The following is a 23,837-nucleotide window of genomic DNA, read 5'->3' as shown; positions in this document are numbered from 1 at the left end:
CTTATTTACCGGCACGGTTGTGACCATAAACCCGAGGCTGGGTATAGTGGTCAATCAGTGGAACAGTAATATTGGCCAGCAGTACGGCAAAGGCAACCCCGTCAGGATAGCCACCATACACCCGAATTAACCACACCAGAATACCGATTAATGCGCCGAAAATCAGCCGGCCACGGGGCGTGGTGGAGGCACTGACCGGATCGGTGGCAATAAAGAACGCCCCCAACATGGTGGCACCGGAAAACAGGTGCAACATCGGCGGGGCAAAACTTTGCGGGGCAACTATCCAACTAATTGCGGCACAGCCAGCCAGTGCCAACAAGAAACTGACCGGAATGTGCCAATGAATCGCTTTACGCCATAGCAGCAATAAGCCGCCCGCCAGAAAACCGAGATTGATCCATTGCCAGCCTACCCCCGCCAGCGTTGCGGCAAAAATGGGCTGTTGCAGAATTTGATCTACGGGTTGTGAGCGTAGGGCGGTTTTAAAGCTATCAAGCGGTGTGGCCTGACTGACACCGTCATAACTCATCTGGAGTTGATGAATATCAGCGCCACTGTGGGTATATCCGGTAAAGATAATTAAAAGAGAGTCATAAAACCCCACCGGTGCAGCTTGTAATGGCAGCGGCGGTAACCAACTGGTCATTTGTACCGGGAATGAAATAAGCAGAACAACATAACCCACCATGGCCGGGTTGAACGGATTTTGTCCCAAACCACCATACAGTTGTTTAGCGATGACGATAGCAAACAGCGTACCCAACACAATCATCCACCAAGGGGCCAATGGGGGCAGGCTTATCCCCAGCAGTAAGCCGGTGAGCAGGGCGGAGTTATCTTGTAACCGCATCAATACGGGCTGTTTGCGTAACTGCAAAACGGCCCCTTCGGCTAGCATGGCGGTAACCATTGCCAGTGCTACCTGAATCAGGTTGCCATAACCAAAGAAGTAGGTCTGAGCAATAATGCCCGGAATGCAGGCCAGAATCACCAGCAGCATGATGCTACGGGTACTACGTTGATTGTGCGTAAAAGGGGAACTGGCTATTTGCAACCCTTTGTTCTGGGTCGATGCTGCTGGCCTGAATTTCATGAAATTACAACCATATGTCGAATGCTTAACAGAGTTCTTAAACGCAGTTATCGCGCTGGCAAGTCAATACTTGCGGGCATCGATACACTCAGCCGTCAGGGGGATAATATTTGTGCCGCATTCTACCCTATTCAGACAAAGTGTAATACGCCTTAATCATAGGGTTATTATCCATAATGTGTTGAAATATTAAGTAAGCTGCAGCATTTAATAAATCAGGCTAATCTAAAAATTTAACTTGCAATTTATATCGCGATGGTAACAAACATATAGCAAAAACGGGTTTTTGTGCGGCTTGTGGGTATTAGGCTTTGGTCTCAGATAAATAGATTTAACTCTTTGTTTTAATGGGTTTGTTTTTGTTTTATCTGTAGCTAATCAACTGTAAGTTAACGATTTATTAACTTGTGAAATTAGATTTGAGAAAAGCGTTGGCATAATGATAGATTAATGTAGTATGCACTGTAATTATATATTTAAAGAACAATAAGATGATAAACGAAGACATATTGTTTATAGAAGAATTAATTGAGTGGATTGAAATCAATTTAGAAAAGAGGCCCACACTGGACGATGTGGCGAAGATTTCTGGATATTCAAAATGGCATCTACAACGGAAATTTAAAAGTATTGTGGGGGTACAATTAGCCTCCTATATACGTGGCCGGGTACTGACTCGCGCAGCGGTTGCATTGCGCATTTCACGCCGTCCTATCATTGAAATCTCTGATGAGTTGGGTTTCGATTCGCAGCAAACCTTTACCCGTACATTTAAGAAGCGTTTTGGTGTTACCCCAAATAGTTTTCGTCAAATGGAACACTGGGATGTGCAAGGGATGATTCCCCGTTTCGGTTTTTGTGAAAATTACACCCCAGAAATCAAACGGATATCTTTACCACCGCGAGAATTGGTGGGCTTTACACGGCGGCTGGATTTTGACGAACACAACCATTGTAGTGGTCAACACTCCTCCTGTATGGCGATGAAAGATGAAATTCTGCTCGATTTCTTTAAGGAAGTTAATTTCTCATGCCAACGGGTGTACTCGCTGTTTTCTGCCAAAGAGTGTCAACAAGGGCAAAACAGTGTGAATTATTCGACTGCGATTGATAAAGACAAGCGGCATGAAATCCAGGGGCTGCGTGAGGTTGATCATATCTCTATTCCGGCGGGGGAGTTTCTCTCCATATCCCACCAAGGTAGTGCCAAAGAGTGTGTGAAATTCTCAATTTATTTGTTTAATGAAGTGCTGCCAAAATTACGCGAAGAGTTTGGTGGTGGTATCGAAATGGAAGTTATTGAGATAGACAGTTGTCACGCCGAATCAAAAATGCGTGATATCTCGGTGGTTTATAACTATCAGATGTTGACGAACTGATGTACTGCCGCAGTGGCAGTGCGTCAGTTCAGTGTGTTACCTCTTAATCTGGGTTAGCAGTTTGTGCGGCTTTCTTGGCTTTGACCCGGGCAATGGCGGCAGCTACAGCGGCTTTGCGTGGATCTACTTCTGATTTTTCATGTTCATGCGTCACAACCGCGGGCTCAAGCTGTGTTTGTGCGGCTTTCTTGGCTTTGACCCGGGCAATGGCGGCAGCTACAGCGGCTTTGCGTGGATCTTCTTCTGGTTCTTCATGTTCATGCGTCGCAACCGCGGACTCAAGCTGTGCTTGTGCGGCTTTCTTGGCTTTGACCCGGGCAATGGCAGCAGCTACAGCGGCTTGGCGCGGATCAACCGACGACGGTGTTGACTCATCGGAGGCGACAGTCAGCTGTTTTTCTGCCTGACGTGCTCTGGCCTGTGCTTTACGTGCTTCTCGAGCGGCAATAACGGCACTGTTATCCGGTGCTTGCCCTGCGATCACGCTGATAACCGCGTCGGCATTCTTATCCTGGCGAGCTAATCGACTGACAGCGGCTTCAACCTTTTGCTGGTCAGCATCAGTCAGCTTGACCGCGGCTTGTTTATGGCGCAGTTCACGCGCATGCTTTTCTCGTTCCAACCGCGCTTGTTTGGCCTCAAAACGTGCTTTGGCTTCCGCTGCTCGGGCATTTTCCTGATCGAGGGCGCGGATTTCTGCTTTTTCCTGACGGTAATACTGTACTAATGGGATATTGCTCGGGCATACATAGGCGCAAGCACCACATTCAATACAATCGAATAAGTTATGATTGCGCGCTTTCTCGTGTTCTTCACCTCGACTGAACCAATAGAGCTGTTGGGGCAATAAACCTGCTGGACAGGCATCAACACATAAGCCACAGCGAATACAAGCTTGTTCCGGTTCAGATAGCCCCATTTCGGCTTCGGTCGGCGCTAAAATACAGTTACTGATCTTAACGATCGGTACATCCAAACTTGGCAAGGTAAAGCCCATCAGCGGGCCACCCATGATCACCATCGGTTGGTGCTGAGGCTGAAATCCGGCCAGTTTCAACAAGTGCAATACCGGTGTCCCAATTCTGGCCCAGAAATTGCCTGGGTTTGCTAATGCATCACCAGTGAGTGTCACGACTCGTTCAATTAATGGCTCATCGTCGATAATCGCTCGCTTAATGGCAACTACTGTACCCACGTTTTGCATCAATACCCCAATGGATGAGGAGTGCTTGCCGAAAGGCACCTCTTTACCAGTCAGGATTTTGGTGAGCTGCTTGGCACCCCCGGACGGATATTTAGTTGGTACAACCCGCAACTGGATCTCGTCATGGCCCTGTAATACATGTTGTAAAGCCGCAATGGCGGCGGGCTTATTATCTTCAATGCCAATCAACACCTGCTGTGGTTGCAGCAAATGTCTTAGAATATCAATACCGGCGACCAGTTCCTGCGCGTGCTCCTGCATTAACCGATCATCGGCAGTGATATAAGGCTCGCATTCAGCCGCATTGATAATCAGAGTGGTAACACTGTTCACGCCACCTTGTAATTTACTGGCGGTCGGAAAGCCTGCGCCGCCCAAACCGGCGATACCCGCTTGATGAATACGATCCAGTAACGCTGCGGTATCTCGCTGTAAATAGTCGGCCCACGGCTGTTGCTCACGCCAACGGTCTTCGCCATCCGGGGTAATATGTACACACAACTCAGCCAACCCGGAGGGATGTGCAGTGGTATGCGGGGCAATAGCCGTAATAGTGCCAGAGGTGGGGGCATGTACTGGAACTGTGCGGCCACGGCCCACGGTCAGTGGCTGGCCCTTTAATACTTGTTCACCGGTTCTGACGCGCAGTTCACCTTCTGGCCCCAGATGTTGTTGCAACGGAATGATCATTTGCTCAGGCAAGGATGCGATGCGCATTGGCACCGTGCTGGATTGCAACTTCATTTCCGGTGGATGGATACCCCCGTCAAAATCCCAGATATTGTCGTGTTGGCGGGCAGTAAACAGCTTAAACATGTTGCTCCACATCTATCATTTTCACTGGAATCATCTGTGAGGCCACTAACTGGCTGGGAAGATTTTTGACCGGAATAGTGCTCAGATCCCACTTCCAGTTAGCGGTGGTGGTGGCAACCGGAATCATTTCAATACAGTCTGTCGGGCAAGGGGCAACACAAAGGTCGCAGCCGGTACACAGGTCTGGCAATACGGTATGCATAGCTCGGGTGGCACCCACAATGGCATCGACAGGGCAGGCCTGAATACATTTTGTGCACCCAATACAATTGGCTTCATCAATAAAGGCCACTTTACGCTGTGGATGAGCCGCCGCTTCGTCACCCTCTAGAGGTTGTGGTTCAACCGCCAGCAGTTCAGCCAGCTTAAGCATCACTTGTTCGCCACCCGGTGCGCACTTATTGATTTTCTCCCCCTGAGAGGATACAGCTTCTGCATAGGGCCGACAGCCAGGGTAGCCACATTGACCGCACTGGCTTTGCGGCAAGATTGCTTCTACTTGCTCAACCACGGGGTCTTGATCAACCTGAAAACGGCGAGCAGCAAAACCAAGCACCACGCCTGATATCAGCGCCAATGTACTTAATGCACCTACGGCAATCCATAACGACATCATTAGAACTTCACCAACCCGGTAAAGCCCATAAAGGCCAATGACATCAAACCTGCTGTAATCAGGGCGATAGAAGACCCGCGGAATGGCGCAGGAACGTCAGCCACCGCCAACCGTTCGCGAATAGCAGCGAATAACACCATTACCAGAGAGAAACCAGCTGCGGCACTGAAGCCATAAACCGCCGATTGCATAAAATTATGAGATTGATTGACATTAAGCAACGCGACACCCAACACAGCACAGTTAGTGGTGATCAGTGGCAGAAATATCCCCAGCAAACGATAAAGTGCCGGGCTGGTTTTGCGTACCACCAATTCGGTAAATTGCACCACGACGGCGATGACTAAAATAAAAGCCAATGTGCGTAAATACACCAAACCAAGCGGCAGCAAGATAAAGCTGTTTACCATCCAGGCGCAAACAGAGGCCAATGTTAGTACAAAGGTAGTTGCCAGCCCCATACCAATAGCGGTCTCCAGTTTTTTGGAGACCCCCATAAACGGGCACAGGCCAAGAAATTTGACCAGCACAAAGTTGTTTACCAATACAGTACCGACAAACAGGAGCAGGTATTCAGTCATTACGAAGCCTAAAAAAATAAAAGCCGCCTATTATCCAAAATTGGCGGCCTGACGACAACAGATGAAGTGCAGGGTTATTACGATTTACTGGCTATTTTAGGGGGAAAAGGTGCGCAATCCCATTAAAGTTCGGTAAAAGTATGCTTCACGCGTTGAGAACGTTTGATGTAAGGCACAAAAACAGCAGCGGCCAGCAAGGGCCATCCCAGAGTGCGTAAGGCAATATCATCACTGATCGGCGAGAAAGCAAAGGCCTTTAGTGCCAGTAGCACGGTTAACAATAACCAAAGAATAAACCATTTCGGTAGACGACGTGAGCGGCTGTAAAACAACCAGATGACCCATAATGTATAGGCCCACATCACCAAGGTTGTTATCACCGAGAAATACCATTGTAGGGTAAATGCCTGTGAGTTGGTCACCAGATACTCTCGTGACTCTGGGGTGAAGATGGCCATGGCATACAGTACTAGCATCAGGCTGGCGCTGAGCAGTGTGACGATCAAATAAGCCAGTGGGGCCAATAACCAGCCGCCAATGCGCTGATATTCCTGCGGTTGAGACATAGTGAACCTTAGTAATCTATTAATAAGGAGTGATAACCATCTGTCGCTATCACTTCTTTGTATGATACTAGCTTAACCCGCAAATGTGTCCTTCGTCATCTATATCAATATGGTAATACGCCGGTTGGGTACCCAACCCTGGCATGGTCATGATATTTCCAGTGTAGATACGAACAAATCCGGCACCTGCCGACACGGCACAGGCCGTTACAGGCAATACAAAATCATGTGGGACGTTCTTCAGGCTGGCATCGGCACTGATAGACAGGGGTGTTTTGGCGATGCACAGCGGCAAATGGCCGAAACCTGCTGCGGTTATCTCATCAAGTTGTTGGCGCGCTTGAGGCGTAAATGTCACATCGTGGGCGCCATAACGCTGTGCCATAACCTGTAACTTGCTCTCCAGTGTGGCGCTGTCTGGATAGGGTAACGTCGGCTCAGCGCCCTGAGCGCAGGCAGTTATCACTTGTTGAGCCAGTGCGGTGGTCCCGGCACCTCCCAGGGCAAAAGCGTCACTGATTTCACAAGCAAGTGCGCCGGCAGACAAAGCATAGTCGGCTAAAAATCTCAATTCTTCGGGGCTGTCGTCGGGGAAGCGATTAACCGCAACCACCACCGGCAAACCGTAACTTTTCGCGTTATTGATGTGCCATTTCAGATTGGCGCAACCTTGATTGAGCAAGGGAATATTGCTATTGAGGATCTCGGCAGGTAGTGGCTGACCCGGCTTAATATCATACGCGCCACTATTGGCTTTCAGGCTACGCAGTGTCGCCACCAAAACCACACAAGCGGGGGCAATACCGGATTGGCGATACTTAATATTAAAGAATTTTTCCATCCCCATATCGGAACCAAAACCCGCTTCGGTTACCACATAATCCGCTAATTGTAAGCCCAACCGGTCTGCCAGAACCGATGAGTTGCCGTGGGCGATATTGGCAAAAGGGCCTGCATGGATCAGTACTGGGGTGTGTTCACTGGTTTGCATTAATGTTGGATGAATAGTCTCTTTCATTAGCACGGTCATGGCACCGGCGACGCCCAAATCTGTTGTGGTTATCGGTTCGCCGTGGGTGGAGTGAGCCAAAATAACCCGGCCAATGCGTTGTCGCATATCTTGCAGGTTTTCTGATAAGGCCAAGATAGCCATCAATTCAGATGCAGCGGCTATTTCTACATGGTCTGCCCGCTCCACACCGTGGGTACTTTCGCCGATCCCCACACGAATATGGCGTAGCGCCCGGTCGTTGTGATCAACCACGCGTGGCCAGAGGATCCGCTGCGGGTCAATATTCAGTAACGGTAATCCGGTTTGTTGACTAAACGCCAGCCCCAAGCGTTGCTCATGGTACAACCGCGCATCCAAAGCGGCGGCGGCCAGATTATGTGCAGCACTGATGGCATGGATATCACCTGTGAGATGCAGGTTCAGTTTCTCCATCGGTTGTACCTGTGAAGCACCGCCACCCGCAGCGCCCCCTTTCACACCAAAGACCGGGCCAAGACTGGGTTGACGGATACAGGCAACACAACGGTGACCTAATCGGTTGATCCCCTGACTTAAGCCAATCGTTGTTACGGTTTTCCCTTCGCCTAACGGCGTTGGGGTGATACTGGAAACTAAAATCAGTTTGCCTTGCGCACGACCAGGCTGGATCGCACGGATATCAACTTTTGCCATATGATGCCCATAAGGGATGACATCATCGGTGCTAACACCTAATTGCTGAGCAATATGCATGATCGGCAACATTGCTGGGTGACGAATAAAATCTGAATGAGGGGGGAGGTCATCGGCAGTCGAAGGCATTGTCGGTGTCATGGCGAGAAAAAGTCCTGTTATCAGTGATAAAACGGCGGCAGCCAACCACTATGGCTATAAATCACCGCAAAATTATCACATAAAGCGATGAATAATTGACGATACAAATCAATAAATGTGAAGTGACCGAGGTTAAGTGTCCTACCATAGATATTCTTAATATTGGCGGCCTAATATGTCTAATTTATATCGCTCCATTGTGAATTAAAATTCACAAACATAACGAAACTAAGGTGTTTTGAGTTATCAAAAGTTATAAATCCTTACGCGATATGAACGATATATAAAAACCATTCTATGATACCAGCGTTATATGTTTTTAGACTTGTTCAGGCGATTATCTGTTTCTTATGTTGACAGATGTTCCTAATAATTTAGGTAATCTACTCTATGGAAAACCACGTTCATTCCTCATTGGTCTGCGCTGCTCGATTACTCCGTCTGGCGGGGTTGAATTCAGACACTGTTGAGGATTTTAGCCACAAAAATGCTATCGGTTGTTGGACCATGGCCACACGTGCATCATTGCAGCGCTATTTAGCGCAATTTTCACATACCACAGCAGCTCGCTTCAAAATCATAAAAAAGTCATTAAATAATATTAAACCAGAACAATTGCCACTTGCCTTTCGCGATATGCAAGGCAAATTTATCTTATTGGCACGTATTAATGAAAAGCAGGTGCTACTGCAACATGCAGATAGCGGGAAGCCAGAAATAATAACTTATCAAGAGCTTACGTCGATTTGGAGTGGTGTCATCATTTGTTGTAGCCATTCGCGTTTCAATATTCGCTGGTTTGTTCCCGTATTACTGCGCCACCGTAAATCATTGATTCAGGTATTAGTATTATCAATGTTATTACAGTTTCTGGCCTTGATTTCTCCTCTTTTCTTTCAGGTTATTATGGATAAAGTGCTGGTCCATAATGCACTCACAACACTTGATGTGTTAATTATTGTGCTATTAGTCGTAGGCATATATGAAGTCGTATTAAAATTACTGCGAGAATATATTTTCACTCACACGACCACTCGGGTTGATATTTTATTGGGCGGCAAGCTATTTAACCACCTAATCAAATTACCACTAAGTTATTTTAAGCAACGCCATGTGGGCAATATTGTCGCTCGAGTGAAGGAGCTGGACAATATTAGAGAATTTATTACGGGATCCGCACTGACGCTATGTGTTGATGTGGTTTTTACCCTGGTGTTGTTTATTGTCATGTGGTGCATTTCACCACTACTGACGCTCATCATTTTAGGCACATTGCCGTTATATCTGTTATTAGCGGCGCTGACCACCCGGCCATTACAACAGAAAGTTGAAGTCCTGTGCGGTTGTGCCGCACAAAATGGGGCATTTTTAACTGAAACTGTCTCTGGCGTGGAAACGGTAAAAAGTCTGGCGCTGGAACCCCAAATGCATCAACGCTGGGAAATCCAAACACGTGATTATGCTGAAGCGAATTTTCAGGTACAAAACCTGCAAAATCTCAGTAGTCAGGCGGCTCAGTTATTGCAAAAACTGGCTGGTGCAGTGGTGATTGTGGTGGGTGCTTATCAAGTGATGTCGGTGCAGCTTAGTATCGGGCAACTGATCGCCTTTAACATGTTGGCGGTGCAGGCATTGATGCCAATGAGTAAGTTGGTTGATTTGTGGCAACAGAGCATCCGGGCCCAAGTGGGGCTAATGCTGATCTCTGACATTTTGAGCTTACCTGCGGAGCAGTCGGTGAGGGCGGTGCCACTTGACCACCCGATTCGAGGAGATATCACGTTGCAACAGGTGATTTTCCGTTATCGCGTCGATTTAAACCCGGTACTACAGGATTTTTCCTTATCTCTGCGTGCTGGCGAACATATCGGGCTGGTGGGGCCATCAGGCTCGGGTAAAAGTACCGTTGCCCGACTATTACAACGCCTCTATATCGCAGAGCAGGGTGTAATCAATATTGATGGCATCCCAATTGGAAATTTATCCCTCGACATGTTGCGGCGTCAGATAGGGGTTGTGATGCAGGAGAGTTATCTGTTTAACCGTACGGTACGGGAGAACATCGCCCATTCACGACCCACGGCATCATTGGATGAGGTGGTCAAGGCTGCATGTCTGGCGGGAGCCAACGCTTTTATACTCGCCTTGCCACTAGGTTATGACACCGTGCTGTCAGAGGGCGGTGCCTCGCTTTCTGGTGGTCAGCGTCAGCGTATTGCCATTGCCCGTACATTGCTGGCTAATCCCCGTATTTTGATTTTTGATGAAGCAACCAGTGCGTTAGATGACGAGTCGCAAGCGGAAGTACAGAAAAATATGGCCCGCATTATCGCCAATCGTACTGTCATCACTATTGCCCATCGCCTCTCGACGGTGCGACATTGCCATCGCATCGGTGTCATGACACAAGGCCGCATTACTGAGTTGGCTAACCATGATCAACTACTGGCGCTAAATGGCGTTTATGCCCGATTGTGGCAGCAACAGGCTGACTTCAGCCATGAGGAATCAAAATGAAGTTGATGCAATATTGGTATAGAACAGCATGGTTCAATGCCATAAAGAACCGTTGGCAACGCCATTTCTCGCCTCAGCGCACCCGTGATGAATATGATTTCCTGCCTGCCTATCTGGATATTGTGGAACGGCCAGTGGCACCACTGGCACGGAGCACTGCATGGTTTCTGGCGCTGACACTGCTGCTGGCATTGGTATGGTCGATTGTTGGAAGGCTTGATATTCACGCGTCAGCTAAGGGCAAAGTGATTGTTTCTGAACATTCGAAAGTGATCCAACCGCTAGAACCGGGGGTGGTGGTCGCAATTAAGGTGCGCGATGGTGACAAAGTTGAAGCCGGCCAGGTGTTGATTGAGTTAAATCCAATCGGCATTGATGCCGAGCTAGGTAATATCAATCAGCAATTAATGCATCGCTTACTGGAAGCTGCCCGTATGGCGGCGCTGCTGACAGTGAACCCCGCCGCGATGTTTACTCCTCCTGAAAGTAGCCCTGATGATTTGAACATCACCGCCAGGGCACTTTTGCACAAAGAAGTAAACGAGGTCAATGCAGAGTTATCGCGCCAGGAGAGTGAACAGGCGGTTAACCAGGCCCATATTCAAGCGGGTATGACTAATATTACGCACCAGAAAGTGTTAATGAAAAACATTCATCAACGGTTGCAGGCGTTACGAACACTCGCTAAATCCAAGTCAATCGCCGACGTGGAGTTATTGCTACAAGAGCGGGAATGGCTAAATGCCACGGCTGAAAGTAGCCGTTTGGACAATGAACAGGCTATCTTGCAGGCGAAAGCACACCACCTGTCACAAACCCGACTGCACTATTTAGCTGAAAAGAGGCGGAGCTACCAGGAACGATTAAATCAAGCTCATGAAGTTATCAACCAATTGCGACAAGAGCAGATCAAATTGCTAGAAAAGCAGCGCCAACAGACCTTACGTGCACCGGTTACCGGCGTGATTCAACAATTGGCGATTCATACTCTGGGCGGCGTGGTCACCACGGCTCAACCGTTAATGGTATTGGTGCCGGAAAGTCATCAGTTAGAACTCGATGTCATGATCCTCAATAAGGATGTGGGTTTTGTGCTGCCAGGGCAGGCGGTGGAGGTGAAAGTTGATAGCTTTCCTTATACCCGATTTGGCACGTTGTCGGGTGAAGTAAAGCATATTTCTCGTGATGCGATGGAGGACCAACAACAAGGCTTAGTGTTTCCGGCCCGGATCCGTCTGGACAGCGACAGGCTGAGCGTTGAAGGGAAGTCGGTGCGTTTATCCGCAGGTATGGCGGTCAGTGTAGAGATTAAAACCGGCCGGCGGCGGGTTATCGATTACTTACTCAGCCCATTACAAGAATACCAATCCGAAGCCATGAGGGAGCGTTGAGATGAAGAATTCAACATCAACGCAGGTCATCCAGCCATTGGCAGCACTGGCTCGGGCTGCTGCATGTTTTGATCTGGCGGTTGAGCCTGCGCAGTTGGCGCATCAACTCGGATTAGCGCCGGAAAAAATAGATTACATTGCGCTGTGTCGTGGTGCCGGTTGGATTGGTTTGCGGGCCAGAAAAGTCAGTCAGTCATATGACCGTTTGAAACATCTGGCGCTACCTATCTTATTCAGTGATGAGAATCAGTGGTATGTACTACTGGCGCTGAATGATCAGGGTGCGGTGGTTTATTTTGCCGCCACGGGACAGCAGCAGCAAATAAGCCAGCAAGCACTGGCCTGCTTGTGGCGTGGTGACGCTATTTTATTGGCGAAAGCAGAGTTACAGGGACCGAAAAAAGCCTCTTTTGGCTTTGGTTGGTTTATTCCGGTTATTACTAAATATCGCCATCAATTACGTAATATCGTTTTAGTGTCACTGTTATTACAGGCTATTTTGCTGGTGACGCCAATGCTATTTGAAACGGTGATCGACAAAGTCTTAGTGAGCCGCGGCGTCGGGAGCTTAATGGTATTGGGCTGCGCCATGATAGCATTGGCAATTGCCGAACCCTGTTACACCTTCTTGCGTGGCTGGCTGTTCTCACATCTCTCCAGCCGAGTTGGTGCCGAACTTAACACCCGCCTTTATCGCCATTTACTGGGGTTGCCCCTGGCTTATTTTGGCGCACAGCAGACAGGGCAAACTATCGCCAAAGTACAAGAAATGGAGCAGATTCGCAGTTTTCTGACGGGGTCTGCATTAACCATGTTATTGGACCTGATCTTTGTTGGTACATTTATAATTGTGATGTTTTGTTATAGCAGCCAACTGACATGGATAGTTCTGTTCTCTCTGATCTGTTACCTCCTGTTTTGGTGGGCCATTGGCGGTGTTTTACGTCAGCGGGTTGAGCGTCAATATGAAGCCAGTGCAGATAATACGTCGTTTTTAACTGAAGCAATTAGCGGGTTGGAAACGATAAAAACCACTGCCACCGAAAGCCAGTTTAATCGTAGCTGGCAGCAGTCATTAGCCCGTTATGTGCGGGCATCATTTGCTGGCATGAGGATGGCAAATATTGCTGAGCAAGGTATTACACTTATCAATAAAGTCACCTCAGCCATAGTGTTGTGGTTTGGCGTTAAATTGGTACTGGCAGGGGGGTTAAGCCCAGGTCAATTCATTGCTTTTTCAATGTTTTCGGGTTACGTAACTCAACCCATTTTACGTTTGGCTCAGATATGGCAAGATTTCCACCATACGCAAGTCGCTCTGAAACGGATTGGTACCATTTTGGATTATCCAACCGAGCCGGGCTGCACCGGATTATCATCAAGTCATGGGTGCACCGGGCGGTTGACATTTAAACAGGTGCGTTTTCGCTATCGATCAGATACCACCGAAGTTTTACAAAATCTCAATTTAGATATTGCTGGTGGCGAGTTTATTGGCATTACCGGGCCATCCGGCTGTGGCAAATCAACGCTAACGAAGTTACTACAGCGGTTATATATTCCTCAACATGGGCAAATTCTGATAGATGGGCAGGACTTGGCGATTACCGATGCCACGGCATTACGTCGCCAAATGAGTGTGGTACTGCAAGATAGCATCTTGTTCTCTGGTAGCCTGCGGGACAACATCTGCCAGTGCCAGCCTAATGCTGATGATACCCTGGTTGAGTCGATTGCCCGGCAGGCGGGGGCGCATGATTTTATTATGGCTCTACCGCAGGGCTATCAAACCCAGGTGGGGGAAAAAGGGAGTATGCTGTCTGGCGGGCAGCGGCAGCGAGTTGCTCTGGCGAGGGCGCTAATGGCGGATCCTAAAATACTGATTCTTGATGAAGCCACCAGTGCTCTGGATTATGAATCTGAGGCGGCAATTATGCGCCAGTTACCAGAAATTATCCGTAATCGCACCGTCATCTGCATTGCTCATCGATTGAATACATTGCGCCAATGTCATCGTATTTTGGTATTAGGAAACGGGCAAGTATTGGAACAAGGCAGTCATCAGGCGCTACTTGCTCAGGAAGGAGCCTATGCACGGTTGTGGCGGTTACAAACTGAGTAATGCATCGCGCAGTGGGTTATTAATCTCGCTTAAAATAACGCTGGGTGAGAATCTCTCACCCAGCTATCACCAGCCATACAGTGCGTGATTACAACTTGTCACCGTTGGTTTTAATCACCCCTTGATACCAGAAGAAGCTTTTTTTACGCTGACGTGCCAGTTGTTTCTGATGGTCGACATAAACAAAACCATATTGCTTCTGGAAGCCATTCAACCAACTGAGTAGATCGATAAATGACCACGGATAGTAACCACGGACATCTGCACCTTGCTTGATGGCATCTTCAATTGCCACAATATGCTGACGCAGGTAATCAATCCGGTCATCATCAACCACTTCGCCCTCAATGATTGGGTCTTTAGCACCCAAGCCATTTTCAGTGATATAGATAGGGATGTCACCATAGCGCGCCTTGATATTCATGATACCTTCAGTAAGGCCCTGCGGGTAAATCTCCCAATCCCAGTCGGTATAAATCCCGTTAGGATTGCGGACAAATTTAAACAAATCTTTGAAGCCGAACTCATTCCCTTGTTGATGACCGGAACCTTTTTCACCTGAGGTGTTCATGGTCAGATGCGTTTCTTGGTTATTGGCAGCAATAGTTTCACGCTTATAGTAGTTCAACCCAATAAAGTCACAGATATTGTTACGTAACAGAGCATCATCATCGGGGGCGAATTGTGGAACACCCCAAATGGCCTGGGTCTGTGCCAGCAATTCAGCTGGATACTCACCTTTTAACACTGGATCATATAACCAATGGGTAAAGATCCCTTCAGCTAAGCGAAATGCGGCGATATCTTCGGCGGAATCACTCAGTGGCGTGTTGGTTTGCAGGACATTCACAAAACCTATTGTCCCGTCGATACCGCTGGCACGAAATGCTGCAACCGCTTTGGCGTGAGCGACAAAAACGTGATGGCAGGCTTGGATAGCACGGGCAGGATTCTGGACGCCCGGCGGATGACCGCCAGTAATATAGCCAAAACCAATAAAACAGATGGTCTCGTTGAACGTTGACCAGAGCTTGACCCGATCACCATAGTGCTGATAACACAAACGTGCATATTCTTCAAAAGCATCGGTGGTGCTGCGGGTTTCCCAACCCCCTTCATCTTGCAAGGCTTGTGGCAAATCCCAGTGATAGAGCGTAATCATCGGCTCGATGTTGTGTTCCAGCAATGCATCGATCAATTCACTGTAGAATTTAACTCCCGCGGCGTTCACCTCCCCACGGCCTGTTGGCAACAAACGCGGCCATGAAATTGAAAAACGATAACTTTTCATGCCCATCTCCGCCATCAGAGCTACATCTTCGCGGAAACGATGATAGTGGTCGACAGCAACATCACCATTGGTTCCCTGATAGGTGGTACCGGGCAGATGTGCAAAAGTGTCCCAGATAGAAGGGCCTTTACCATCAGTATCATAGGCACCTTCAACTTGATAAGCGGCGCTGGCGGCACCCCACAGGAAATTTTTCGGGAAAGCAGACATAAAATCACTCTCATATAATGGATAAAAAGGGTGTTTGATAAAATCTCTATCCTCAGTGTATTAGGGAAAACGTTATTTATGCAACCGGTTTCTGTAACCGGTTTCTGTGATGCTAAATTGAGTGATTGAACGGCAATAAAACGACAGCGATATACAAGACACCAATCACAAAACCGTAAACAGTGCCTAAACGAGGTGAAGACAAGATGGGTCATTGAATACCACTGTGTATATAATCAGTGTTTCGCAAATTAAGATTTTTTGTTGAAGAAGGAAGAATGATGATCACTCGGCTTGCTATCTCTGGCTACCGTTCGTTACGCGATGTGGTACTTGAATTGGGGCAATTGAATGTCATTACCGGCGCGAATGGCAGTGGCAAGTCCAGTCTTTATCGAGCGCTCCGGTTGCTGTCAGATATTGGTCAGGGGCAGGTTATCCAATCATTGGCGGCGGAGGGCGGTTTACAATCAACCCTCTGGGCGGGGCCCGCGTCGTTTTCCCAGTCGATGAAATCAGGAGAACAACCGATTGAAGGTACCACTCGCCATCATCCCGTGAGCCTCAAATTGGGCTTTGCTGGTGCGGACTATGGTTATGCTATCGATCTGGGTCTCCCCACACCGCGCAGGTCATTTTTTGCATTGGATCCTGAAATCAAGCTTGAAAGCCTGTGGTGTGGCGATACCCTGAACAATAATGCGCTTTTTGCTGAGCGGCGAGGCCCGCGGGTTCGCATCCGTGATGAGCGCGGAATTTGGCGCGAGTCATATCACGGGTTAGCGGCCTATGACAGTATGATGACCCACAGCACAGACCCCCGTGATGCCCCAGAGATTCTGCTTATGCGCGAACGGATGCGGGCCTGGCGTTTTTATGACAATCTGCGTACCGACCGTCATGCGCCAGCTCGCCAGCTTCAAGTGGGGACTTATACACCGGTACTGGCCAGCGATGGTGCGGACTTGGCCGCAGCGTTACAAACGATCAGAGAGATCGGGGATACCGATGCACTCACGCATACCATTACAGATGCTTTTCCCGGAACTACGTTGGCTATTGAACCCAATTTTGAGTTGCTGTTGTCACAGCAAGGTTTGTTAAGGCCACTCAAGGTCGCAGAGCTATCAGACGGTACCTTACGTTATTTATTGCTGGTGGCGGCATTGCTATCGCCACGACCTCCCGAAATGATGATCCTGAACGAACCCGAAATCAGCCTGCATGTTGATCTGTTAAAACCATTAGCGCGGTTGATTGGGCAGGCGGCACAACATACCCAGGTGATTGTGGTGTCCCATGCTGCTGAGCTGGTGGCGGCGCTACAGCAGGAAAGCCACTGTCGCCATATCTTGTTGGATAAACAGTTAAGTGAGACAACGATACAACAAGAGGCCACACCTCATTGGTTATGGGCAGCACGTTAGCGGCAGTGACGGCGATGTTGAAAACATATAGGGCTGTTAAGCTCCTCAGACTGCTGACAAACTTCGACGACACGAGCTCTGGTGGGGAGAATAGGCAGAAGATATTGTATCCGTGGCAAGGATGGTGCGGTTCGAGCCTAAATAGGTGCTTATTATGCGCGGGGAAAATGACGTCTTTACGATCTGCTGGTTTTTCACCGTGGCGGACAGGTTGTCATTAAACTCAGGGGCCGTTAAGCCCCTGGATAGCATGTTTAAATCAATTGATTTATTTAAATCACTAAGTCTATTTAAATTACCAGGTCTATTTAAATCAACAAATTAAATCGCTGTATTAGCCTTAACTCAGCGATTTAGATGGTAATACACTTCGTTCCAGCGGATTTCATTTTTAAATGCAGGAAGCGTCGTATCATTGTCGATCAACAGGAATTCAATACCGTGCATCTCGGCATACAGGCGCAATTCATCCACCCCGACGGCTTGAGAGAATACCGTGTGGTGCGCGCCACCGGCGATAATCCAAGCTTCAGCAGCCGTTGCCAGCGACGGCTGAGCTTGCCAGATAGCACGGGCTACCGGCAGTTTAGGTAAGGGGTGCGGCTGTTCGACAGTATCGACGACGTTGACCAATAAGCGGAAACGGTTCCCCATGTCAATTAAACTGGCATTCAGTGCCGGGCCTGCCGGTGTAGAGAAGATCAAGCGCGCCGGATCGGCTTTACCACCGATACCTAAGTGTTGTACATCCAGCAACGGTTTCTCTTCTTTGGCGATAGAGGGACACACTTCCAGCATATGAGAGCCAACCACTAAATCATTGCCTGGTTGGAAGTTATAGGTGTAATCCTCCATAAACGAGGTGCCACCTTTCAGGCCAGTGCCCATTACTTTCAGAATGCGCAGCAACGCGGCAGTCTTCCAGTCACCTTCACCGCCAAAACCGTAACCTTGTTGCATCAGTCGTTGCACTGCCAGCCCCGGTAACTGCTTCAAGCCATACAGATTTTCAAAGTTAGTGGTAAAGGCTTTAAAACCACCTTGTTCTAGAAAACGCTTCATGCCTAATTCAATACGGGCCGCATCCAGCAAATTTTCACGTTTATTGCCGTTCAGTTTTACCGCATCAGTGAAGCGGTAAGTGGCTTCATACTCTTCAACCAAGGTATCAATATCACCTTTGCTAACGGCATCCACCACCGTGACTAAATCACCGATCCCATAGGCATTAACTGAGTAACCAAACTGGATTTGAGCAGCCACTTTATCACCGTCGGTTACTGCCACTTCGCGCATGTTGTCGCCAAAACGTGCCACTTTAAGCTGTTGGCTTTCTTGTTTGGCTGCCGCTACTCGCATCCATTGACCAATACGTTGATGCGCTGCTTTATCCTGCCAATGACCGGTTATCACGCTGTGTTGTTGGCGCATCCGCGCGCCGATAAAGCCAAACTCGCGGCCACCATGGGCGGTTTGGTTCAGGTTCATAAAGTCCATATCCATGGTTTCCCACGGGATCTGCGCATTAAACTGAGTGTGGAATTGCAATAAAGGTTTATTCAGAATACTCAAACCACCAATCCACATTTTGGCGGGAGAGAAGGTGTGTAACCACGTCATTACCCCGATACAGGCGGTATCATAGTTCGCCTCACGGCACAGTGCAGTTATCTCATCCGGTGTGGTCACCAACGGTTTTAGTACCAGTTTTATTGGCAAGCCCGCTTCACTATTCAGGCTGTTAACCACCTGATGGGCATTATCCATAACTTGTTGCAGGGTTTTCGGGCCATACAGGTTCTGGCTACCAATGACAAACCACACTTCTGATTGCTTGAATACGTCCATCTGATACTCCGTTTAATAAATTGTTATAAAAAATATATTTATAAATCAGTTTGATCGCCAAGATCAGTGTGTCGTCTCGGTCATTGGCGCAGGTGTATCGGTTACTGGCATATAGTGTGGTTCTGCTGACAGACACCACTGTTGATAGCGCTGATAAAGTTGCTGATAGCGAGCAACCTGGCTGGCGTCAGGTGTCAGAGTGCGCTCAATCTTACAGGCCATCTGACGCTGCGCAGCAGGGACATCGCGATATATTCCTGCGGCCACGGCGGCAAAAATTGCCGCTCCCAGCGCGCAACATTGATCAGAGGCAACAATTTGCAGTGGTCGATTCATCACGTCGGCACAAACTTGCATGATAACCGGTGATTTACGCGCAATACCGCCCAATGCCAACACGTTCTCAACCGGAATATCCTGCTGTTCAAAACACTCCATGATAGCGCGCGCACCAAAAGCGGTTGCTGCGATAAAACCACCAAATAGAGTAGGGGCATCGGTTCCCAAATTCAGATCGGTAATAACCCCTTTTAAACGTTGATTAGCATTCGGCGTACGGCGACCATTAAACCAATCCAATACCACTGGCAAGTGATCCAGTGAAGGGTTCTTTGCCCATTCAGCGGTGAGTGACGCGAGGAGGGTAGATTCAATCTGCTTTAACTGGGGTTGCAATTCGGGTTGTGCCAAGGCGGCCTGACGTAATGGCCAACTCAGTAAACGACTGAACCAGGCATACATGTCACCAAAAGCTGACTGACCTGCCTCCATACCAATCCAGCCGGGTACCACACTGCCTTCAACCTGACCGCAAATACCGGCAATGGCGCGCTCACCCACCAACTTGTCATCGGCAATCAGAATATCGCAAGTGGAGGTACCAATAACTTTGACCAAGGTATAAGGTTGAGCACCTGCGCCCACGGCACCCATATGGCAATCAAACGCGCCACCAGAGAGCACAACACCGGTCGGTAGCCCCAAACGCTCAGCCCATGCGGCAGTAATTAAACCCACCGGCCGTTCAGCCGTGTAGGTATCAGTAAACATAGGGTATGTAAGGTCGTCTACCAGACGGGTATCCAGTGCCGCCAGGAATTCACGCGGTGGCAATCCCCCCCATGATGGGTGCCATAAGCTTTTATGGCCCGCGCTGCATCGCCCCCGTTGAATATCCTGTGGGGCGGTGGTGCCGGATAACAGTGCCGGTACCCAATCACACAACTCAATCCACGACACCGCTGCATCACGCACGGCGGCATCGGCGCGTGTCACGTGCAGGATTTTTGCCCAGAACCATTCAGAAGAGTAGACACCGCCAATATAGCGGGAATAGTCGGCAAATTCGCCACTGCGACATAAGCGATTAATCTCTTCCGCTTCTTCTATAGCCGTATGGTCTTTCCACAGCACAAACATCGCATTGGGATTATCTGCAAATTCAGGGCGCAGTGCCAATACCTGTCCTTGCTCATCAATCGGCGCGGGTGTTGAACCCGTGGAGTCAACACCAATCCCGACGATTTGCAGGCGCTGCTCTTCTGACAGGCGGCTGACGACCTGACGGATCGCCTGTTCCATGGCTTCTATATAGTCCAGTGGATGATGGCGAAACTGATTTTGTGCGGCCTGACAATAAAGGCCCTGCTGCCAGCGAGGGTAGTAGACAACTTCGGTATCGATCTCGGTGCCATGTTGACAATCTACCGCCAATACCCGGACGGAATCGCTGCCAAAATCTAATCCGAGCGCTATAGCTTTATTGGTTAATAAAGGACGGTCCGCCGATACAACGCTGGTTGTCATAGTGGTTGCTCCTAACATTTGCAGAAAACAGGAATTCATTGCCAATAACCATAGGAGTGAGTGACAGCAAGATGTGAGGAGCCGATGGCTGGAAGTATGTACTTTTCTGCTTCCTACAGTGTTTTTGTGATGTCAGTCAAAAGTTAGAGAGAGGTTAAATTTGCTGAATATATGGATAAATAAACTGTAATCCCTGGATGTGATAGCGCTCTACATTCTAAAGCATAATTAACGTTAAAACTGTCAGCGTCTTACCGGGTGTGGTGAGGTTAAGTGGCTTTCAATAAAGCATTCAACCGCACTAAAACTGAAAAATAACATTGATAACGTTTCCACTAAAAATCAGATGATTTGGGTGGTTGACGATTAAATAAACAAAAATCATCTCTTCCTACAAAAATAGTTCGGAGAACACTATGCATAAATTAACTAAGGCGCTGGCAGTCGTTGGGTTAGCGGCAGTTATGTCACATTCAGCTATTGCCGAAAGCATGAAGTTGGGTTTTCTGGTAAAGCAGCCTGAAGAACCTTGGTTCCAGACCGAATGGAAGTTTGCAGATAAAGCAGGGAAAGATTTAGGTTTTGAAGTGATAAAAATTGCAGTGCCCGATGGTGAGAAAACCTTGAATGCTATCGATAGCCTTGCCGCCAGTGGTGCGAAAGGCTTTGTTATCTGTACACCAGACCCGAAACTGGGGCCGGCCATCGAGGCGAAGGCGCGCAGTTATAACCTGAAAGTGATCGCAGTAGACGACCAATTTGTGAATGCCAAAGGCAAACCGATGGAAAGTGTTCCATTAGTCATGATGGCGGCGACCAAAATTGGTGAGCGTCAAGGACAGGAACTGTGGAAAGAGATGAGTAAACGCGGCTGGCAACCGGGTGAAACGGCGGTAATGGCGATCACTTCTGATGAACTGGACACGGCTCGCCGACGTACCAGTGGGTCAATGGACGCGCTGAAAGCCGCAGGGTTCCCAGAAAAGCAAATCTATAAAGTACCGACCAAATCCAATGATATCCCTGGGGCATTTGATGCCGCCAACTCCATGTTAGTCCAGCATCCTGAAGTAAAAAACTGGCTGATTGTCGGCATGAATGACAACACCGTGTTGGGTGGTGTCCGGGCGACAGAAGGTCAGGGCTTTAAAGCACCCAATGTGATTGGCATTGGTATCAATGGCGTTGATGCAGTCAGTGAACTGTCCAAAGGCCAGGCTACCGGTTTCTATGGCTCTCTGTTACCAAGCCCGGATATTCATGGTTATAAGAGTATCCAGATGCTGAATGACTGGGTGACCAAAGGTGTTGAACCACCGAAATTTACTGAAGTGACTGATGTGGTGCTGATCACCCGGGATAACTTCAAAGTCGAGTTAGAGAAGAAAGGCTTGATGTAATTCCGTTATACCCAACGTCATGGGCGTGGCGGCTAACCCTCTGGCCGCGTCAAATTCGAAGGGTATACACGCTATGGCGCACGGGGGCAGGCTACGGCTTGCCCCAATGGACCACACAGACGGGTGGTACCGTGCGACCCAAACTTTATAAGGAAGCCATCATGTCAGCACTCCATTCTGCGTTACAAGCCGAGCTGGAAGCCGAACAGTCACCTTATCTGGCTTTTTGTGGCATTGGAAAAAGTTTCCCCGGTGTTCAAGCGCTGGATGATATCAGTTTTACCTGTCAGGCCGGTCAAATCCATGCCCTGATGGGAGAGAATGGCGCGGGGAAATCAACCTTGTTGAAAATTCTCAGCGGTAACTACTCACCGACTCAGGGTGAAATTCACATTAAGGGCAAAGTGGTTAATTTTGCCAATACCACCGATGCGCTTGATGCCGGTGTCGCGATCATTTATCAGGAACTGCATTTGGTGCCGGAAATGACGGTGGCAGAAAATATCTATCTGGGCCAATTACCTACCAAGATGGGCATGGTTGATCGCAAATTATTGCGCTATGAATCCAGTTTGCAGCTCTCACATTTGGGGCTGGACATCTCCCCCGATACCCCACTGAAATATCTCTCCATCGGCCAATGGCAGATGGTCGAAATTGCCAAAGCGCTGGCCCGTAATGCCAAAATCATTGCTTTTGATGAGCCGACCAGTTCGCTCTCTGCCAGAGAGATAGAACAACTGTTCCGGGTGATCCGTGAATTACGCGCCGAAGGGCGGGTCATTTTGTATGTATCACACCGGATGGAAGAAATCTTTGCACTGAGTGATGCCATTACGGTGTTTAAAGATGGCCGGTATGTGCGCACGTTTGACGATATGACCCAGGTGAATAACGACTCGCTGGTACAAGCCATGGTTGGGCGCAATTTGGGTGATATTTATGGTTATCAGCCGCGTGAAATAGGGCCAGAGCGTCTTACATTGCAAGAGGTGAAGGCGATTGGGGTGAAATCGCCAATAAGTCTGACCGTCCATCAAGGGGAGATTGTTGGCCTGTTTGGTTTGGTGGGGGCGGGGCGCAGTGAATTACTGAAAGGGTTGTTTGGTGGCACCAGGCTTAGCAGTGGTCAGGTTTTGCTGGATGGCAAGCCACTGACGATTCGTTCACCCATCGATGCCATCACCGCCGGGATCATGTTATGCCCGGAAGACCGTAAAGCAGATGGCATTATTCCGGTTCATTCGGTACAGGACAATATCAATATCAGCGCACGGCGCAAAACACTGACGGCTGGCTGTTTGATCAACAACCGCTGGGAGCAGGAGAATGCGGCACTGCGTATTCAGTCTTTGAATATCAAAACACCCAGCCCTCAACAACTGATTATGAATTTGTCCGGCGGCAACCAGCAGAAAGCCATTTTGGGCCGTTGGTTATCCGAAGATATGAAAGTGATCCTGTTGGATGAGCCAACTCGAGGTATCGACGTTGGGGCTAAACATGAAATCTATAACGTGATTTATCAACTGGCGAAACAGGGTATTGCGGTGCTGTTTGCGTCCAGTGATTTGCCAGAAGTTCTTGGGCTGGCTGACCGAATCGTGGTGATGCGGGAAGGGGCAATCTCTGGTGAGTTAGACCACGGTTCTGCCACTGAAGAACAGGCGTTAAGTCTGGCGATGCTACGCACCCCGAATATTGCTACTGATGCCGCGCCTGCGGTTGCTTGATTGTGAAGG

The 23,837-nt window shown here is 48.7% G+C and carries 16 protein-coding genes; 7 read left to right on the top strand and 9 right to left on the bottom strand.

Annotated elements, in window-relative coordinates:
* Position 1 precedes the first annotated feature (1 nt).
* Entirely contained in the window at positions 2 to 1,057 is a 1,056-nt protein-coding gene (locus tag A6J66_005800) for an electron transport complex subunit RsxD (protein ID PNM26906.1), read from the bottom strand.
* A gap of 530 nt (positions 1,058 to 1,587) precedes the next feature.
* Between A6J66_005800 and A6J66_005795 the strand changes: the two genes are divergently transcribed.
* Positions 1,588 to 2,475 carry an AraC family transcriptional regulator gene (locus A6J66_005795; protein ID PNM23756.1) on the top strand — a complete coding sequence of 296 codons (888 nt, stop codon included), beginning with the start codon at positions 1,588 to 1,590 and terminating at the stop codon, positions 2,473 to 2,475.
* Positions 2,476 to 2,518: 43 nt separating this feature from the next.
* On the opposite strand, the gene A6J66_005790 is transcribed toward A6J66_005795, so the two are convergent.
* From A6J66_005790 to A6J66_005770, 5 genes are all read right to left on the bottom strand, one after another.
* Positions 2,519 to 4,495: an electron transport complex subunit RsxC gene (locus A6J66_005790; GenBank protein ID PNM23755.1), complete on the bottom strand. Its 1,977-nt coding sequence runs from the start codon at positions 4,493 to 4,495 to the stop codon at positions 2,519 to 2,521.
* Positions 4,488 to 5,111, bottom strand: coding sequence for an electron transport complex subunit RsxB (locus A6J66_005785; protein ID PNM23754.1), 624 nt, complete (start codon positions 5,109 to 5,111; stop codon positions 4,488 to 4,490). Before A6J66_005785 ends, A6J66_005790 begins: the two co-directional genes overlap by 8 nt.
* Positions 5,111 to 5,692, bottom strand: coding sequence for an electron transport complex subunit A (locus tag A6J66_005780; protein PNM23753.1), 582 nt, complete (start codon positions 5,690 to 5,692; stop codon positions 5,111 to 5,113). Before A6J66_005780 ends, A6J66_005785 begins: the two co-directional genes overlap by 1 nt.
* Positions 5,693 to 5,814: 122 nt before the next feature.
* A complete protein-coding gene (locus tag A6J66_005775) occupies positions 5,815 to 6,258 on the bottom strand; it encodes a DUF2569 domain-containing protein (protein ID PNM23752.1) in 444 nt (147 codons plus the stop codon).
* Positions 6,259 to 6,325: 67 nt separating this feature from the next.
* Positions 6,326 to 8,083 carry a formate--tetrahydrofolate ligase gene (locus tag A6J66_005770; protein PNM23751.1) on the bottom strand — a complete coding sequence of 586 codons (1,758 nt, stop codon included), beginning with the start codon at positions 8,081 to 8,083 and terminating at the stop codon, positions 6,326 to 6,328.
* Between the two features lie 390 nt (positions 8,084 to 8,473).
* Here A6J66_005770 and A6J66_005765 point away from each other — a divergent pair, with 390 nt between their 5' ends.
* From A6J66_005765 to A6J66_005755, 3 genes are read left to right on the top strand one after another with little or no spacing between them, the layout of a single operon-like run.
* Positions 8,474 to 10,600: a type I secretion system permease/ATPase gene (locus A6J66_005765; protein PNM23750.1), complete on the top strand. Its 2,127-nt coding sequence runs from the start codon at positions 8,474 to 8,476 to the stop codon at positions 10,598 to 10,600.
* Positions 10,597 to 11,991, top strand: a complete 1,395-nt coding sequence (locus tag A6J66_005760; GenBank protein ID PNM23749.1) for an HlyD family type I secretion periplasmic adaptor subunit — start codon at positions 10,597 to 10,599, stop codon at positions 11,989 to 11,991. The genes A6J66_005765 and A6J66_005760 overlap by 4 nt, the downstream gene beginning before the upstream one ends.
* A 1-nt stretch (position 11,992) precedes the next feature.
* A complete protein-coding gene (locus tag A6J66_005755; protein ID PNM23748.1) occupies positions 11,993 to 14,113 on the top strand; it encodes a type I secretion system permease/ATPase in 2,121 nt (706 codons plus the stop codon).
* An 88-nt stretch (positions 14,114 to 14,201) separates the two neighbouring features.
* Here A6J66_005755 and A6J66_005750 read toward each other — a convergent pair whose 3' ends face one another.
* Positions 14,202 to 15,614, bottom strand: coding sequence for a beta-glucosidase (locus A6J66_005750; GenBank protein PNM23747.1), 1,413 nt, complete (start codon positions 15,612 to 15,614; stop codon positions 14,202 to 14,204).
* A gap of 281 nt (positions 15,615 to 15,895) precedes the next feature.
* Here A6J66_005750 and A6J66_005745 point away from each other — a divergent pair, with 281 nt between their 5' ends.
* Complete coding sequence (locus A6J66_005745; protein PNM23746.1) at positions 15,896 to 17,041, top strand: DUF2813 domain-containing protein; 1,146 nt, start codon at positions 15,896 to 15,898, stop codon at positions 17,039 to 17,041.
* 345 nt (positions 17,042 to 17,386) lie between these two features.
* Here A6J66_005745 and A6J66_005740 read toward each other — a convergent pair whose 3' ends face one another.
* Positions 17,387 to 18,889 (bottom strand): L-arabinose isomerase, encoded by a 1,503-nt coding sequence (locus tag A6J66_005740; GenBank protein ID PNM23745.1) that lies wholly within the window; start codon positions 18,887 to 18,889, stop codon positions 17,387 to 17,389.
* Positions 18,890 to 18,952: 63 nt separating this feature from the next.
* Positions 18,953 to 20,695, bottom strand: a complete 1,743-nt coding sequence (locus A6J66_005735; GenBank protein PNM23744.1) for a ribulokinase — start codon at positions 20,693 to 20,695, stop codon at positions 18,953 to 18,955.
* 416 nt (positions 20,696 to 21,111) lie between these two features.
* On the opposite strand from A6J66_005735, the gene A6J66_005730 reads away from it, so the two are divergent.
* Positions 21,112 to 22,095 (top strand): arabinose ABC transporter substrate-binding protein, encoded by a 984-nt coding sequence (locus A6J66_005730; GenBank protein PNM23743.1) that lies wholly within the window; start codon positions 21,112 to 21,114, stop codon positions 22,093 to 22,095.
* A gap of 161 nt (positions 22,096 to 22,256) precedes the next feature.
* Complete coding sequence (gene araG, locus A6J66_005725; protein PNM23742.1) at positions 22,257 to 23,828, top strand: L-arabinose ABC transporter ATP-binding protein AraG; 1,572 nt, start codon at positions 22,257 to 22,259, stop codon at positions 23,826 to 23,828.
* The last annotated feature ends 9 nt before the right edge of the window (positions 23,829 to 23,837 follow it).

It is taken from the genome of Yersinia enterocolitica (assembly GCA_002082245.2).
GTDB lineage: Bacteria > Pseudomonadota > Gammaproteobacteria > Enterobacterales > Enterobacteriaceae > Yersinia > Yersinia enterocolitica_E.
This window is presented reverse-complemented; position numbering and strand designations above follow the sequence as displayed.